This is a genomic window from Paenibacillus sp. J22P165 (assembly GCF_059692015.1).
The window spans coordinates 246928-263022 of the sequence record NZ_JCAUAP010000005.1 but is presented as its reverse complement, the minus strand read 5'-3'; the positions used below and the strand labels follow the sequence as shown (position 1 = coordinate 263022).

Sequence of the window (16095 nt, the reverse complement as noted above, 5' to 3'; positions counted from 1 at the left end):
GGAAGAAAGGTCTTTTCTTATTTAATGGGATTAATATTAAAATAATAGCTTATTTTTTCAAATCCAAACGCACATCGCGACCATCGTCTTGTACGGATAGCTCTTTACCAGCGGTTTTCAAGGAATTGACGTGATTCACCCATGCGTCCAGCATAATGGCGCCATCTTTCCAATCCTTCACTTCACCAAATACCGTAAAGCCATCCCCACTGCCAGTAGCCATAAAATCATTCGTTGTTACTTTGAAAGTGCGGTCGGTATTGAACTTGCCATCGACATAGATTGGAGTGCCATCGGCCAAAGTGATCTTGGAATATTTCTCACCAAGTGGCTTCGTGTTATCCCATTCTACCTTCAAACCTGAGAACTGAATGGCTGGAAGACTTGTATACTTGTCCGTAACTTCGAGTGCTTTTTTAATTTGTGCAGCAGTCATTGTACCCGTTACGTTGTAATTGCCAAAAGGAAGTACTTCAAACATTTCGCTGTAAGTCAGCTCACCTTTATCAATATCCGTGCGAATACCGCCAATGTTCGTGAAAGCAATATCGGATTTCTCAGAAGCGCGCATCGCATCAGTAATGCTGTTGCCTAACTGTGTTGCGCCGTCGCGGTCAGCCCCGCCATTAGCTCCAAAACGGAAAGACTTACGATTTAGCGGCTCTGCAACTACAACTTCTACTTCGCTGGATTTCCCCGATATTTTGGCTTTATAATCTTCAACCGTCTGGTGAATCTCCGGGTCAGCTGTCGTTAAATTGGTGTAAGTTTCTAGCAAACTTGCATTGGAGGAAACGACTTGTTTGGTAGTTTTGTCCACAAACAGTTGAATGTGCCCCACCGCATAAAGCCAGCTTTGAGCTTCAACAACTGGAATGCCATTAACGATTCCAGCTACACGCATGTGAGAATGACCACCCACAATCGCATCTAATGTGCCATTCCCTGTACCTTTTGCAAGATCAGCAAGTTCACTAATGATTTCAGCGGACTTTTGGTTCTGCTCACCTGGAAGGTGGGAGGTAACCATGATGATATCCACGCCTTTCGCGCGAAGCTCATCAGATAATTCTTTTGCCAAAGGAACCGGATTTACAAAGGAAAGACCTTTAATGTTAGTTGATTTCGTCGTCGTCGTCGTTTGAGGCGTTGCGAAGCCGATGATGCCGATTTTTAGACCATCTTTTTCAACAATGACATAGGGCTGTGTCCAGTCAACGCGTTTACCTGTTTGATCATCGATAATATTAGCTCCGAGAATAGGGAACTTGGCTTTCTTAATATTGTCGATCAGAACATCACGGCCAAAATCGAACTCATGATTTCCAATTGCCGCAGCATCATATTGCACTTGCGCCATCGTATCCATCACGGATTGGCCGTTCGTTGTATTGGAAATCAAAGTACCTTGCCAAGCGTCACCGCCGTCAACAACGACTGTCCCTTTTGGATTCACAGCACGGAAATCAGATACGATACCGCCAAATGTTTCAATACCGCCTTGACCTTGATTACGCTTTTTATCAAAGCCGACTTCGATTTTACCGTGAATATCATTCGTTGTTAAAATATCAACCACTTTAAATAAAATAGGCTTAAGCGCTTTAGCTACTTCATCACGTGTTACTTCAGCAGTAGGGTTAAAGTTACCATCGAGGGTAGGTGTGAAAATACCACTAATGACGGCATAAGCGACATAAGGTCGGGAATCTTTTGAAATAGATGCAGAGTCTTTGAAGTAATTCAAAACGTTCTCATTCACTTGTGGCAATTGGCCGCCAGTTACGACTTTCACGATTAACTCAGCAAGCTCTTGACGAGTTACTGCAGCATTCGGATGAAATGTACCATCCGCAAAACCGCTAATGAGTTTGGCTGCAACGGCATTAGCAACAGCTTGTTTTTGCCAAGTCGCAAGGTCCGTGAACGCAACAGAACTAGAATCTGCACTTTGCAACTTCGCAGCACGATTAATCATCGTGATCACTTCAGCGCGAGTAGCGGCGTTTGCACCACGATAGTCTGTATCTCCGTAGCCTTCCACAACACCGTTATCAATAGCAAGACGCATATCTGATTTCATTGAAACGGATGAAGTGGGAGTAGCTGCTTCGGCAAATGCTAGAGAGCTAGCAAAAGATCCAGTGAGAACGGTTACAAGTGCGAGCGCTGTAAGGCGAGTAGTGAATGTTTTTTTCATGTGTTAAAAATTCCTCCTACAATTTAATAGAACATTGGTTAATAACCCTGTCTATTAGTATATAGGGAATGCTAGATTTTGAGAAGTGAAGAAATTATTAACTGTTTTAGGAGGTCATAGAAATGAAGAGAGTCCCAAAAGCTTTTATGAAGAGATCGCTTCCTTCGCTAAACTCATTTCCACACACATCAGAATAAATGCACCAGCGCCATGCAAATCGTTCTCGCTCGTAGGACGGGCGATGTAGTGAGCGTAGTCCCCGATCCCTGTACCAATACAAATTTGTCCAATGACGACGTGACCGTTCTCATCGAACTTCAGCGTATCAATAACGCCTTGATACCCTTTCCAAGCATAGGTCAAATACTTAGGATCCAAATAACCAAAACGCACAGCTTTGGCAATGGCATGCACATATAAAGCTGTGCAGGAGCTTTCCAACCAATTATCCGGGGCGTCCCCTTTGTCCACAACCTGATACCATAAGCCTGTCGCTTCATCTTGATAAGGGAGTAAAGAGTTGAGTAAATCTTGGAGAATGCTGGTCAGTTTAGCTTTATCTTTGTGGTCCGCAGGAAGGTATTCAAACATCTCCAGTAAGGCGACAGGGTACCAGCCGATTGCGCGTCCCCAGAATTCCGGAGCTAGGCCAGTCTCGGGGTCAGCCCATACCGCTTCTTTGGTTTCATCCCAACCATGGTACAGCAAGCCGGTGTTAGGGTCCTTGGTATGCTTTTCCATTAGAATAGCTTGATAGGTCATCATGTCAAAATAATCGGCTTCGCCGAAGGTTTTACCGAACTGGGTAGCAATCGGTCCAGCCATATATAATCCGTCCAGCCACATCTGATTCGGATAACGCTCTTTATGCCAGAAGCCGCCAGACGGGTTGGTTTTCCATGTTTTTAAGAGAGGAACTAGTGTATATAAAGCTTTTTTGTACCGTTCATCGCCTGTTTGCTCTAATAGATTAAAGAGTAACACGCCAGGCTGAATGTCATCTAGTTCATTGGGGTTATATTTTTTGATGCTGCCATCGGAAAGAATCTGACTATCTACCCATCGTTTGATATACGTATAGTAGGTGTCGTCTTTCGTTTCCTGCCAGCATTTCTCCATTCCGGAAAGAAATACGCCTTGATGATAGTGAAACCGGTCCGGGGGAAGCTGTTCCGGTTCAAATTTGGCCATTAAGGCTTGGCAAGCCGCCTCTGCCCATTGAATAGGGGTTAGTGCTTCTTGATTGGTAGCATGGTTATGGATATTAGGTTCTGAAGCCTGCATCGGATGAATTCCTCCTTCGTTTATATAGCTATCTTAGCAGAGGAATATGTACATTTTTTGCGGAAATCAGCAATTTCTTCTTATATCTTGCAGACTATGAGCAGGGGGGTATAATAAAATCATAACCAGACGAGAGGCGGAGATGAGGATGGGTGATTTTCAATTTGATAACGGCGAAGGATCCTTCTCTGTTTCCTATCGGAAAGCGCTAAGTCACAATATGCCGGCCAACCATTTTCACAGTACGTATGAAATTTTCTATTTGATGTCCGGCAAGCGGACTTTTTTTATAAAGGACAGGACGATGATCATTGAGGAAGGGGATGTCGTTATCATCTCTCCGAATATCCTCCATCGGACGACCAACACAGAAATGCCCAAGCATGAGCGGCTCATTGTAAATATTCATGAGAGTCAAATGACCTCGGTGAATGATGTAAAACGGGACATTTTTCAGCCTTTATTTGAGCATGCCTACCTGATTATCAAATGTCCGCTGCACGACAAACTTGCTATAGAGTCGCTTGCACGATCCGTCATGCAGGAGATGCAAGAAAAGAAGCCTGGCTTCGAGATGTTTGCGCAGACGTTGGTGCTGCAGCTTCTTATTATTTGCTGTCGGCATGCCAAACAACATGAGTTGGAACCACTAGAGTCTCCTAGTCCCATGCACGAACGGATCTTGGAGGTTGTACGGTATATGAACACCCATTACATGCAGGAGCTGCCGCTGCACCTGTTGGCTGAGAAATTCTATGTCAGTCCCTATTATTTAAGCCGATTCTTTAAAGAAGCGACTGGCTTTACCTTTGTCGAGTATTTAAACAGCGTTAGAATTAAGGAAGCAAAAAAGCTGTTGGAACAAACTCCGATGAAGGTGAGTCTGATTGCCAAGAAAGTTGGTTTCGGCAGTGTCACGCATTTTGGACGCGTATTTAAGTTAGTTACGGGACATGCCCCGTTGTTTTATAGGAAGGACAAGTAGGAATGCTTTGTGAAGACGACTCTGTCCATCTTCGGGTGGGAGGTTTTTTTTGTCATGATTGCCCTATATATATGTCGCATATACCGCCGAAATTAGCTGTTAATTTGTTATAAGATGAGGATGACAGGTTATTAAAGCTAGGAGGTATACAAGTATGACCACTCTCGCAAAAAGCACACCTTGGAAAGCCAATTGGATCTGGGGAGGATCTGAGGAAAGTCCACGCAATGAATGGCGCTGGTTCAGAACTTCGTTCATTTGTCCGCAGGATTTGGGAATGCTGGAGAAGGCAATCTTATGGATCACAGCGGACTCTCGCTATGAAGCTTATATCAATGGAAAGCGGGTCGGAAGAGGCCCTGTTCGATATTTTCCTATGGATATTTTTTATGACGCACATGAGGTAGGGCATCTTCTTCGCCGTGGTGAGATCAATACAATCGCCGTGCAAGTGATGCATTTTGGCGTCTCCAATTTTCAATATTTACGAGAACGTGGCGGATTGCTTGCGCAATTAGATGCGTTCGCAGGCAACACCGAAATGACACTTGTGCAAACGGGAGCCGATTGGCGAACATCTGTACATGCCGGACAAGACCCAGCCATCTCCCGAATGTCCTGTCAGTTAGCTTTCGCAGAACGCATCGACGGTAGAAAGCTGGCGGAAGACTGGACATTGTCGGCTTATTCCGATGCACATTGGGAGCAAGCTTCCGTCATTGGGCCAGCAGGTGTGGAGCCTTGGGTGCGGCTAGTGCCGAGGGATATTCCATACCTGACGGAGGAACCTGTTCTGCCTACACGCGTGATTTCATTAGCTAGAGTGGTCCCTTATCAACTTACCGCTTTTATCGAGGCATATCATTTGATGAAGGCTCCTGGTGAAGAAAATGCCAACCATATTCGCTTCTGCGGAGCTTTTGCAACAACACTCCGCTTGGAAGCGGAAACGGAAGTGAAGATTACGCTCCACGTCAGCGGTCTCGGCGTCGTTCGATTAGGAGATAGGCTTTATACGGCAGCGGAGCTGGAAGTAGAGCCGCCGCTTATGCATATTCGTGCTCAATTGCCAGCAGGTGACCATCTCTTGCTGTACACCGTATATGGCCCTGAACATGGTCAAAGTAACCGCATTGGCGTTGACGCGGACTCAGGTATTACGTGGATTTCGCCATACGAGGTTGAAGGGGATGGGGAGCCGATGTCTCCATTCGTTCGCATTGGTCCCTCTTTTACCTACACAATTATTGATTATATCGATCAGGATGATCTATTTGCCTCGTGGGAAGCTGAGAAAGTCCGCTTCGCTGAAAGCATCGCTCCGTTGGCGAGTATTACGGATTTACTTGCCGCGGGTTACCCGGTTGAACCTGTTCCTCATAGCTTGGCAAATGGAGAGGATGCCTTCATGCCGCAGTTCGCGAAGCGTGAATCGGAGGATTTCTCTGTTCCAGCTAGTCTGCAGCGTATTGCGATCGCTTCCACAGACCCAGGCGTAGTGCCTGTGTTCGAAGGTGGAGACACTGAGTTTATGCTCGATTTCGGCAAGGAGTGGAGTGGGTATCTCGAATTTGAACTAGAAGCCGAAGCGGGAGTCATCATCGATTGGTACGGCATCGAATATCGGAAGGACACATACGTTCAGCATATGTTCGGGTTGGATAATACACTGCGGTATGTGACCCGCGAAGGTACGCAACGGTATGAATCCCCGATTCGCAGAGGGTTCAGATATGTGATTGTCACTGTGCGTGGTGCGAAGAAACCGGTGCTGATTCGTGATGTCCGGGTCGTTCAAAGCAACTACCCGGCACCAGAGATCGGTGCTTTCAGGAGCTCCGATTATAAGCTCAATCAGATTTGGGATATTTCCAAGCATACAACGAAGCTCTGTATGGAGGATACATTCGTCGACTGCCCGGCTTACGAGCAGGCCTTCTGGGTAGGAGACAGTCGCAACGAAGCGCTCGTCAATTATTATACGTTTGGCGGAACAGAGATTGTAGAGCGATGCCTTCGTCTAGTTCCTGGCTCCGAGTTTCAGACGCCATTGTACGGCGATCAGGTACCTAGCGCGTGGACGAGTGTCATTCCGAACTGGACGTTCTTCTGGATCGTGGCTTGTCGAGAATACGCGGAGCATACAGGAAATCGTGTTTTTGCGGCGGATATGCTGCCTAAGATGTTGCTGACGTTAGAAGCGTATCTGGAACGACTTAATACGGATGATTTATTGGATATGAAGGGCTGGAACCTACTCGATTGGGCGCCGATGGATCAACCTAATGACGGCATTGTCACACATCAGAATTTGATGCTAGTGAAGGCGCTGCAAGAAACGGCCGCTATTGCAGAGCTTGCAGGGATGCCTCTAAAGGGTGCAGCGTGTATCGAAATGGCGGCGCGTTTGAAAGCAGCGATCAATCGTCATCTCTGGAGTGAGGAAAGGAGCGCTTATGTCGATTGTATTCATCGGGGAGGTCGACGCTCGAGCATTTTTAGCATGCAGACACAAGTGATGGCGCTGCTCGTGGGCGTTGCGGAAGGCGAACGTGCTGCGTTACTGAGTGAATACTTGACTGCTACACCAGAAGGATTCGTGCCGATTGGCAGCCCGTTTATGTCTTTCTTTTATTACGAAACGTTGATGAAATCTGGCAATGTACAGTGGATGCTCGACGACATGCGAGAAAATTTCGGCTTTATGCTCGATAACGATGCCACGACGTGCTGGGAAATGTATGGACACACGACGATGAACCGTGCAAACGCGAATGATTTGACACGCAGCCATTGCCACGCATGGTCGGCGGCTCCGGGGTATTTCCTTGGTGCTTACGTGTTAGGTGTGCGATCTGCTGCACCGGGCTGGACAAAAGTGATCATCGAACCCATCATCGGCGATTTAAGTTGGGCAAAAGGGACGGTACCGCTGCCACACGGCGGGTGCATAGACGTTGCTTGGCGAGCCGACAATGGGCAGATTGTTTCACTTGTTGTTACAGCGCCTGAGCATGCAGAGCTGGATATTCGTGTTCCAGAGGCGTGTGCGGTTAGCGTCAGACGAGTAAGTCAACTCTCCTAATAGTAGATTGGAATAGGGGAAAGTAACATAGAAGACGACTATTAATTCGATACTGAATTAATAGTCGTTTTTTTGACTTCACGCTACTGTTGGTACCGTCGTCGCTTACTCATGCGTAACTCGAAAAATTCGAGTTAGGGGAAGAGAAAGAGGCGAAGTAGCTGCTGTAACTCGAAAAATTCGAGTTACGGGACAAGAAAGAAGCGATGTGGCACCTGCAACTCGAAAAATTCGAGTTACGGGACAAGAAAAAGGCGAAGTAGCTGCTGTAACTCGAAAAATTCGAGTTACAGTACAAGAAAGAAGCGAAGTAGCTCCCGTAACTCGAAAAAATCGAGTTACGTTATAAGAAAAAGCCGATGTAGCTACTGCAACTCGAAAAATTCGACTTAGCGTACCTACATTTCCAAAAAAATAAGGTTGACCCAAAGTAGAAGAATCTACTGCAGGTCAACCTATGTAATGGCATTCATAACGATTAGCTACTCATTTTGTGGGTCGGGAGCGGTTTCTTCTTCAGCTGCAGCAACTTCATCATTCGCTTGGTCATTCACTTCATTGGTCTCTTCATTATCTTTCTTATCTTCATTTTCCTTATCTTCGCTAGCTTCCTGGACTTCTTCACTCGCTGCTTCCGTAACACTTTCGCTTGCAGTCTCGCTCGGAGCGGCATTCACACCTGCAAGTTGTTGAAGCGATTCTAAACGGCTGCTCAAGCTTTTAATTCTTTCATCTGCTTGGTTGTTAGCGCCAGCTAGTTGCTGCGCATGGCGAAGCAATGTTTGTACTCTTCCAATTTCGGCTGTATGTGCCATCGTTATGTTGCCTCCCCATAGTCTCTTTCAATTTAACTAGTACCAAGGAAAACTATCATCCATAGAAAAGTGTATACTTTTCCACGTATGACTACAAGAGAAATTAGTATAAATCAGACCAATGGTCATGCAGGATGACCGCGGTTCGATTATGGTAGAATAGGTATAAAAAAGTGGTAATTCTGCATCCAACATTGTTTACATAGGGGAAGGAGCTCGACGATTGGCTACCTCAAAGAAAACATTAAGAATTTGCAACAAAGGACACAAATACTATAAAAGTACGGACTGTCCAACTTGTCCGACTTGCGAGCAGGAGCTCAAGCCTGAATCCGGTTTTCTTTCCACACTCTCAGCACCTGCCAGACGAGCATTGGAGAACAATGGCATTACAACTGCGCAACAGCTATCAGGCTACAGCGAAGCGGAGATTCTACGATTTCACGGCATGGGGCCAGGTTCATTACCCAAACTTCGAGCTGCCTTGCAGGCGAACGGGCTATCATTCTTTTCTGGTTTAAATAGTTGAGTGGTCAAAATACGTAGGCGGCCCCATGATGATAGGAGGCCGCTTTTTATGTTTTAACACTGGTTAGTTTCTTCCTGATTTTGTAACAATTAAATAGGGGAGATAATTGGTTTTGTTATATAATAAAAAAGACCGTACGGTTCGGTTTTTTTAATGACTGTGAAAGGGTGAAAAGATGATCCTAAGTAAAAAAGCTTACGTTCTCATGGTGACAGTGTCCGTGCTATTCATTGTGTACGTTTTGTACGCCAACTTTATTCATGATCCACAAGCAAGTACCTTTCTTAGCCATAAAACTGCGCTTAAACGAGCTCTAAATACGGCTGTCTGGCTAAAGGTGATGAATGTTCATATTATTTTTGCATGTACGGCTATGATTGCAGGAGCTGTTAATTTCTCATCTTCGATCATAAAGAGACACCGCAAGTTTCATCGATTGAATGGTTATTTTTATTTGATTTCAGTACTTATCGTTGACCTTACTTCCGGTTACATGGCACCATATGCGACTGGCGGGAAGGCAAGCAGCATGGGATTTAACTTAATGAATATCGTGTGGTTGGTCATGACGATTGTCGCCATTGTAAAGATTAGGAAGAAACAAGTGAATCAACATCGCAAGTGGATGACGCGAAGCTATGCTTTTGTTTTTACCAATTTCACGATTCATGCTTTAACATGGCTGCTCCATCAGGGGGTCGGACTTGCTTATATCACCAGTTATACAATTTCGGTGTACGGATCGATCTTATGTCTTATGCTGGCGGCCGAGCTAGTCATTCGCATAGTGTTTAGAAAACCAACTACGATCATTTAAAGGAGATATTCTGATGCATATTCAAGTGGTACTATTCGATGGATTCGATCTAATGGACGCTATAGCCCCTTATGAAGTATTCGCTGCCGCGGCGATGTATGCTGGTGGAGATATAACCGTGGAGCTCGTATCTGCGGAAGGGAAACGATCAGTACCGAGTGGTATGAACGGGCCAGCGATTGAAACAGAAGCTGCCTTAGATCCGAGCAGATCAGGTATTATCCTTGTTCCTGGCGGATCAGGCAAGCCAGAAGGCGATTCGGATGATGCTGTTCCGAACATTCTAAAGTTAGCGATGGAGTCAAATTTAACGGCATTAATGAAACTTGAAACTTGCTTTGGAGAATGAGAATATCACGGTGGCGACGGTATGCGGGGGCTCGTTGGTGCTTGCTATGGCGGGCTTGTTGGAAGATCGCTATGCGGTTACGAATCATTTGGGTATGGCGGCGTTAGGAGCAACAGGTGCAATACCAATTGCAGCAAGAGTTGTTGAGGATGGACACCGATTGGTAAGTGGAGGTGGTGTGACATCAGGACTTGATGTAGCGCTGTACTTGGTGGAGCGTGAAGTCGGGCCTCAAATCGCATCAGCTGTGGAGAAGTTGTTTGAATACGAACGCAGAGGGACGGTGTGGCGAGCACAAGGTAGGGTACCCATTAACTTTACGGCGAGTTCGGAAGTTGATGCCCAAGACCTACCAACTTCTAGTTTCGAAGAGGCGTCTCACAAAGATTCAGGAATAGAGGGCACATGGCAATCGGAGATTTCAACACCAATAGGCAAAATGTCAGTATTGTTTCATATTTCATTGAAAGATGGATATGTGAGTGGCACAGCAACACAAGGTGATGAGGTTGCCGAATTCCTCGATCCAACTTGGGATGGTCATCATCGATTGACATGGACGCAAAAGGTGAAGAAGCCGATGAGATTGAATTTGAAGTTTGAGGTAACCGTGCAAGGTGACACCATGAGTGGAACAGCCAAAGCAGGGATGCTGCCTGCTTCGAAGGTTGCGGGACGACGAATCCACTAAAATGCGCGAAGAAAAAACGGCTGCTAATGAGCCTTGTAGGTCATGAGCAGCCGTTCAATATGTTGTGTGGCATAAGCAACGTGACGGTTGTCCTGCGTTAGCCTGCTGGCCATAATGCCGCCTTCAATTGTGGAAAAGATAAAAGAAGCGACCGATTCCAGGACCATCTCCGTTTGAAATTCGCCTGTACTCACACCTTGCGCTAGTAAGGATTGAATGAAACCCAACATGTGCGTGTACGCGCCCACAGCAGGGTCCCGAAGGACGGGGAAGGAGTGGTCACTTTCAATCGCAGTATTTAAAAAAGGGCATCCACCTTGAATCGGTGGGTTATGGACGGTGTCACGGTACACATCGCACATGGCTAAAATTTTGCCGGTTGCTGTGTCGTGAAGCTCGATAGCCGCTGAAAAATGCTCCCAGAGTACGTGCCCAGCGTATTGAAAAGCTTCAAGCGCAATCTCCTCTTTGCTGGTGAAGTTGCGATAGATCGCTCCCTTAGTTAAACCAGTTGCGGCCATGATATCCTGCATTGTCGTGCCTGTGTACCCTTTATCATTAAATAGAACAGCCGATTTCTCAATAATTCGGAGTTTCGTTTGTTCACCTTTGCGCATCATACTAATTCCTCTCTGAACAACGATTGTAGCTCAATTATAACACATCATAACCCACCTGATGACCCTTTCACTGCTCCAGAAGGGGCACCACTGACTGACCCACATTCTTCCAAAAAAAAGATTGCAAAGGATTAAAATCCGATGTAAGATACAAATATTAGAAAGAAAACGTTTACATAGCAGCATCATTAAACCGGTTTAATACCTCTAAGCACCGAGCGTTAAACGGTTGCTGAAGATCTCTCGATTTCTAGTTTCGCAGTAATTCTCAGGAAGATTTCATGATTGAGGATAGTATGCTTAGCAATTTCATGAATTTATTAAAGCGCTTACAAAATGAATTAAAACGGTTTAACCACATACAGCTCGGAAATGTAATAACCCCAATTAAACCGGTTTAAAGTTATTTTACCTTGGAGGTGAAGGGAAACAATATCCAGTTAAGAGCTAAGGAATATTGAAGTACCCGTATAATACTTTTAAACCATGGAGGGGATAAGCTTGCAAAAAAACAGATGGCTTCTTGCAATGATGATGTTGATTTTTGCCGTAGTTTTTGTGGCATGTGAGAGTGAAAGTGAGGCTCCAAAAGCAAGTTCAGCAGTCGTGAAAGAAACAACGGGTCCAGTAGCATCAGCACCGCCTGCCAAGATAGAGACATACAAAGAAGCTCCGATGTTGAATAAGCTTGTAACTGCAGGAACGATTAAGCCTGTGGCTGAACGGATTCCAGCGAAAGACGAAATTATGGTCGAAAAAGTAACGGATGAGATCGGCAAATACGGCGGCGACTGGAAAATGCCATGGGGTGGACCTAATGATCGCTGGGCTGTTGGTCAACCTACGGAGGAGTCGTTATTTCGTTTTAATAAGGATGGAAGTGAGGTTGAGCCTAACGTTGCCAAAAGCTATGAAGTCAACAAAGACTCAACAGAATTCATTATCCATTTGAGAAAAGGCATGAAATGGTCGGATGGTGTACCTTTTACAGCGGATGATGTCCTTTTCTACTGGGAGCACATGCTCACGAAAGAGACTTTTGGAAAGAAAATTTATGATGCTTATTACTCCGTCGACCCTGTATCGGGAGAAAAGGCTCTAGCTACAGTGACCAAAGTGGATGACTACACTTTTAAAGTTAACCATAAGTATCCAAGCGTACAATTTTTAGAGCGTGTTGCTATCGATAATAAATGGTTCTTTGCACCGGCACATTTCCAAAAAACGATATTGCCTGAGTTTGTAGGTGAAGCAAAGGCGCTTGAAATTGCGAAGCAATGGGGCTTTGCAGATGTGAAATCTTTCTTGGTCGCAACGGGCTATTACTACTGGGTTAACCCGCAAATCCCAACTTTAAGACCATGGGTAGCTAAAAATGATCCGAATAGTGATCAATTTATTATGGAGCGTAATCCTTACTATTGGAAAGTGGACAGCGCAGGAAATCAACTGCCTTATATGGACCGTATCGTGGCTACAAAAGTTCAAGATCCAGCACAAAGAGTTCTTGGCGCATTAGCTGGCGATTATAATCTGCTTGGTTTTGACTTTAAAGATTTCACCGTATTAAAAGAAAATGAGAAAAAAGCAGGCTTCAGTGTATTGGCTTGGACGACAGCAGCTTGGTCAAGTACAGGGCTTCAATTCAATCAGACGATTGCTGATCCTAATCTGCGTAAACTCTTCCAAGATATTAAATTTAGAGAAGCTGTTTCTGTTGCGGTCGACCGCAAAGAGATTTCAGAAATTGTTACGAACGGATTAGGGGTGCCTCAACAAGCTTCCGTTCCAGAAGGTTTGGTTGGCTACCAAAAAGGCTGGGCCGATCAGTGGAGTAAATTTGATCAAGCGCGTGCTAATCAGCTTCTGGATGAACTTGGTCTGACCAAACGTGATAAAAATAATTTCCGTTTAAACGCTGACGGTTCTGATCTAACCATTACGATTACTGAGAACACAACAAATACAGCAACTTTCTTGGAATTAGTAAAAAAATATTATGAAAAAGTGGGCCTAAAGGTAGATATCAAAGTTGTAGATGCCGGGACTCATAATGATCTCAAATACGCAAACAAGATTTCAGCAACGACAGAAAATATTTCGCTTGTCAATGTGGCTTTTAGACCGGATACACTTGTACCACTTCGCGTATTGACACCATGGCTTGGAAATTATGGCTTATACACGTCATCCAATGGTAAAGAGGGCGTTAAACCGGAAGGTGACATCGCGTTAGTTTTGGATTACTGGAATAAAGTTAAATCATCGACAACGAAGGAAGATATTACGAAGTGGAGTAATGAAATCATTAAACTCAATCAAAAGAATCAATGGTTAATTGGCTATACGGGTCCAACACCAAATCTGATTGTTGCATCAAACAAGATGGGCAACGTGCCTAAGAATTTAATTTTCGCTGACGAATTCCGCAGCTTAGGTCATGGGCATCCTGCTCAATTCTTTATCAAACAATAGGTCGTAGTAAACGAGATACTGGGGAAATTCAATTTCCCCAGTATGCGTTTCACCAGGATCATCGAATTAACCGGAGAGGACAGGATCGAGATGCTCCAATATATTTTAAAAAGAATCATTTTGGTCATACCCGTCGTTTTTGTTATATCCGTTATAGTGTTCTATATCATTCAGTTGCCTCCTGGTGACTATGTTTCATCGTATGCAGCGAAGATGTCCGCGGCTGGTGAGATCATGACACAAGCAGATATTGCCGAAATGAGATCAGCCTTAAAATTAGATCAACATTGGTTTGTACAATATTTGGAATGGATGAAAAACATTTTCACCGATTTTAACTTCGGATATTCGTTTAGCTTTAATAGGCCTGTTATGGATGTAATATCGCAATATATGGCGTTAACGTTGATCGTCTCTGTGGCGACGATGGTTTTTACTTATGCGGTAGCGATCCCGATCGGGATCTATTGTGCAGTAAAACAATATTCCATTGGTGATTATATCTTCTCAGCATTCGGTTTCCTTGGTATGGCTACACCTCACTTTTTGATGGCGATCATTCTCATGTATTTGTCCTATGTGTATTTTGGTGATCCGTTGTTAGGTCTATTTTCCAATGAATATGCGAGTGCGGCATGGTCGATGGGGAAGGTTCTTGACTTGCTGAAGCATATGATTATCCCTATTATCGTGATTGGTTTGGCGAACACAGCTGAGCTCATTCGCGTCATGAGAGGGCAAATGCTGGACGAATTAAATAAGCCGAATGTAGTGACCGCAAGGTCCAAAGGCTTATCAGAAATGAAAATATTACTGAAATACCCGACGCGCGCTGCTCTCAATCCAATCGTAAGTACCCTTGGATGGTCACTAACGTCGATTTTTACTGGTTCTACGATTACGGCGATTGTTCTTAATTTGCCTATTCAAGGTCCCGTTATGTATAACGCATTATTAGCCCAAGACATGTATCTGGCAGGTACGTGGTTATTGTTTATGGCCGTACTGACGGTTATAGGTACATTGATCTCGGATATATTGTTGGCATGGCTCGATCCCAAAATTCGCACTGCATTCAGAGGTGTGTAACTATGAAACCAATTACAACGGTGCGTAAACAACTCCTAACTACCTTCAAGCGTCCGAAAAATAACGATGTCTATTACAGCTCGCAGTGGCGTCTTATATACCGCAGATTGAAAAAACATAAATTAGCCCGAATCAGCTTAATCATTCTAGCTATTTTTTACCTAGTAGCACTCTTTGCTCAGTTTATAGCCCCATATAGTTTGGAAAGCTACGATAGCAAATATGTCAATGCGCCCCCTACGAAATTGAGTTTTAAGGATGCTGAGGGCAACTTTCATTTCAGACCCTTTGTCAATGAACTGAAATCAGGGAGAGATCCTGTTACACTGCGGAAAAAGTTTGTTCAGGATGAGAATGTTCGCCATCCGCTGCGTTTTTTTGTGAAAGGTGAAAGCTACAAATTTTTAGGCATGATCCCAACAAGCACCCACCTATTTGGTGTAGATGAACCTGGTCGTATCTTTCTGTTCGGTACGGATGGAATGGGGAGAGATTTACTATCACGCGTTGCCCTGGGCAGTCAAATTTCATTAAGTATCCCGCTTATTGGTGTGTTTATAAGTTTCGTCTTAGGTTTATTTATCGGAGGCATATCCGGGTATTTCGGAGGATGGATTGACTCGGTTATTCAGCGGTTCATTGAAATCATTCGTTCCTTCCCAACGCTCCCTTTATGGATGGCATTATCAGCTGCTATACCGGCCCGAGTTCCCGTAGTAACCATGTATCTCTATATCGTCATTATCTTTGCGTTCATCGGTTGGACGGATTTAGCGAGGGTTGCGAGAGGGAAGTTCATCTCGTTAAAAAATGAAGAATATGTTTTAGCAGCTAAAATAGCAGGCGTCAGCGACGCTAAAATTATTATCAAGCATCTTTTACCTGGATTTATCAGCTATTTGGTCGTGGCGACGACACTCGCCATCCCGGGAATGATTCTAGGCGAGACGGCTATGAGTTTTCTAGGGCTTGGCATACGGTCTCCTGCGACCAGCTGGGGTGTATTGCTTCAGGAAGCACAGCAGATTGAGAATATTGCTTTGTATCCGTGGAAGCTTTTCCCTCTCGGATTTGTCATTGTTACCGTGTTAACGTTTAACTTTCTAGGCGACGGTTTGCGTGATGCAGCCGATCCATACAAGAAATAAACTAAGGT

Annotated in this window: 13 protein-coding genes; 9 read left to right on the top strand and 4 right to left on the bottom strand. The window is 44.7% G+C overall.

Features of this window, described 5'->3' with window-relative positions:
• Positions 1-49 precede the first annotated feature (49 nt).
• Positions 50-2200: a 5'-nucleotidase C-terminal domain-containing protein gene (locus AC58QM_RS13860; protein ID WP_497284852.1), complete on the bottom strand. Its 2151-nt coding sequence runs from the start codon at positions 2198-2200 to the stop codon at positions 50-52.
• Positions 2201-2344: 144 nt separating this feature from the next.
• Positions 2345-3484, bottom strand: a complete 1140-nt coding sequence (locus tag AC58QM_RS13855; protein WP_497284850.1) for a glycoside hydrolase family 88/105 protein — start codon at positions 3482-3484, stop codon at positions 2345-2347.
• A 148-nt stretch (positions 3485-3632) separates the two neighbouring features.
• Here AC58QM_RS13855 and AC58QM_RS13850 point away from each other — a divergent pair, with 148 nt between their 5' ends.
• Both AC58QM_RS13850 and AC58QM_RS13845 read left to right on the top strand, forming a co-directional pair.
• The gene (locus AC58QM_RS13850) at positions 3633-4469 is read left to right on the top strand and encodes a helix-turn-helix domain-containing protein (RefSeq protein WP_497284848.1); all 837 of its coding nucleotides are present in this window, start codon (positions 3633-3635) and stop codon (positions 4467-4469) included.
• A gap of 154 nt (positions 4470-4623) precedes the next feature.
• Complete coding sequence (locus tag AC58QM_RS13845) at positions 4624-7554, top strand: family 78 glycoside hydrolase catalytic domain (RefSeq protein ID WP_497284846.1); 2931 nt, start codon at positions 4624-4626, stop codon at positions 7552-7554.
• A gap of 482 nt (positions 7555-8036) precedes the next feature.
• On the opposite strand, the gene AC58QM_RS13840 is transcribed toward AC58QM_RS13845, so the two are convergent.
• Entirely contained in the window at positions 8037-8369 is a 333-nt protein-coding gene (locus tag AC58QM_RS13840; protein WP_497284844.1) for a hypothetical protein, read from the bottom strand.
• Between the two features lie 223 nt (positions 8370-8592).
• Here AC58QM_RS13840 and AC58QM_RS13835 point away from each other — a divergent pair, with 223 nt between their 5' ends.
• From AC58QM_RS13835 to AC58QM_RS13820, 4 genes are all read left to right on the top strand, one after another.
• On the top strand, positions 8593-8898 hold the full coding sequence (locus tag AC58QM_RS13835) for an RNA polymerase alpha subunit C-terminal domain-containing protein (RefSeq protein WP_497284842.1): 306 nt from the start codon (positions 8593-8595) through the stop codon (positions 8896-8898).
• A gap of 175 nt (positions 8899-9073) precedes the next feature.
• On the top strand, positions 9074-9715 hold the full coding sequence (locus AC58QM_RS13830; protein ID WP_497284840.1) for a DUF2306 domain-containing protein: 642 nt from the start codon (positions 9074-9076) through the stop codon (positions 9713-9715).
• 13 nt (positions 9716-9728) lie between these two features.
• The gene (locus AC58QM_RS13825; RefSeq protein ID WP_497284838.1) at positions 9729-10064 is read left to right on the top strand and encodes a DJ-1/PfpI family protein; all 336 of its coding nucleotides are present in this window, start codon (positions 9729-9731) and stop codon (positions 10062-10064) included.
• Positions 10042-10755, top strand: coding sequence for a type 1 glutamine amidotransferase family protein (locus AC58QM_RS13820; RefSeq protein ID WP_497284836.1), 714 nt, complete (start codon positions 10042-10044; stop codon positions 10753-10755). The genes AC58QM_RS13825 and AC58QM_RS13820 overlap by 23 nt, the downstream gene beginning before the upstream one ends.
• A 23-nt stretch (positions 10756-10778) precedes the next feature.
• Here AC58QM_RS13820 and AC58QM_RS13815 read toward each other — a convergent pair whose 3' ends face one another.
• The gene (locus tag AC58QM_RS13815; protein WP_497284835.1) at positions 10779-11375 is read right to left on the bottom strand and encodes a TetR/AcrR family transcriptional regulator; all 597 of its coding nucleotides are present in this window, start codon (positions 11373-11375) and stop codon (positions 10779-10781) included.
• A 501-nt stretch (positions 11376-11876) separates the two neighbouring features.
• Here AC58QM_RS13815 and AC58QM_RS13810 point away from each other — a divergent pair.
• The 3 genes from AC58QM_RS13810 to AC58QM_RS13800 all read left to right on the top strand — a co-directional run bounded on the left by AC58QM_RS13810 (position 11877) and on the right by AC58QM_RS13800 (position 16087).
• Entirely contained in the window at positions 11877-13850 is a 1974-nt protein-coding gene (locus tag AC58QM_RS13810) for an ABC transporter substrate-binding protein (RefSeq protein ID WP_497284833.1), read from the top strand.
• A gap of 90 nt (positions 13851-13940) precedes the next feature.
• Positions 13941-14939: an ABC transporter permease gene (locus tag AC58QM_RS13805; protein WP_497284831.1), complete on the top strand. Its 999-nt coding sequence runs from the start codon at positions 13941-13943 to the stop codon at positions 14937-14939.
• Positions 14940-14941: 2 nt separating this feature from the next.
• Entirely contained in the window at positions 14942-16087 is a 1146-nt protein-coding gene (locus tag AC58QM_RS13800; protein ID WP_497284829.1) for an ABC transporter permease, read from the top strand.
• Positions 16088-16095: the final 8 nt, after the last annotated feature.

What these genes read in the sequence shown, in the direction of transcription:
- AC58QM_RS13860 (WP_497284852.1), bottom strand. Translation starts at nt 2,200, where the DNA reads ATGAAAAAAACATTCACTACTCGCCTTACAGCGCTCGCACTTGTAACC.
- AC58QM_RS13840 (WP_497284844.1), bottom strand. Translation starts at nt 8,369, where the DNA reads ATGGCACATACAGCCGAAATTGGAAGAGTACAAACATTGCTTCGCCAT.
- AC58QM_RS13825 (WP_497284838.1), top strand. Translation starts at nt 9,729, where the DNA reads ATGCATATTCAAGTGGTACTATTCGATGGATTCGATCTAATGGACGCT.
- AC58QM_RS13800 (WP_497284829.1), top strand. Translation starts at nt 14,942, where the DNA reads ATGAAACCAATTACAACGGTGCGTAAACAACTCCTAACTACCTTCAAG.
- AC58QM_RS13855 (WP_497284850.1), bottom strand. Translation starts at nt 3,484, where the DNA reads ATGCAGGCTTCAGAACCTAATATCCATAACCATGCTACCAATCAAGAA.
- AC58QM_RS13830 (WP_497284840.1), top strand. Translation starts at nt 9,074, where the DNA reads ATGATCCTAAGTAAAAAAGCTTACGTTCTCATGGTGACAGTGTCCGTG.
- AC58QM_RS13815 (WP_497284835.1), bottom strand. Translation starts at nt 11,375, where the DNA reads ATGATGCGCAAAGGTGAACAAACGAAACTCCGAATTATTGAGAAATCG.
- AC58QM_RS13805 (WP_497284831.1), top strand. Translation starts at nt 13,941, where the DNA reads ATGCTCCAATATATTTTAAAAAGAATCATTTTGGTCATACCCGTCGTT.
- AC58QM_RS13845 (WP_497284846.1), top strand. Translation starts at nt 4,624, where the DNA reads ATGACCACTCTCGCAAAAAGCACACCTTGGAAAGCCAATTGGATCTGG.
- AC58QM_RS13850 (WP_497284848.1), top strand. Translation starts at nt 3,633, where the DNA reads ATGGGTGATTTTCAATTTGATAACGGCGAAGGATCCTTCTCTGTTTCC.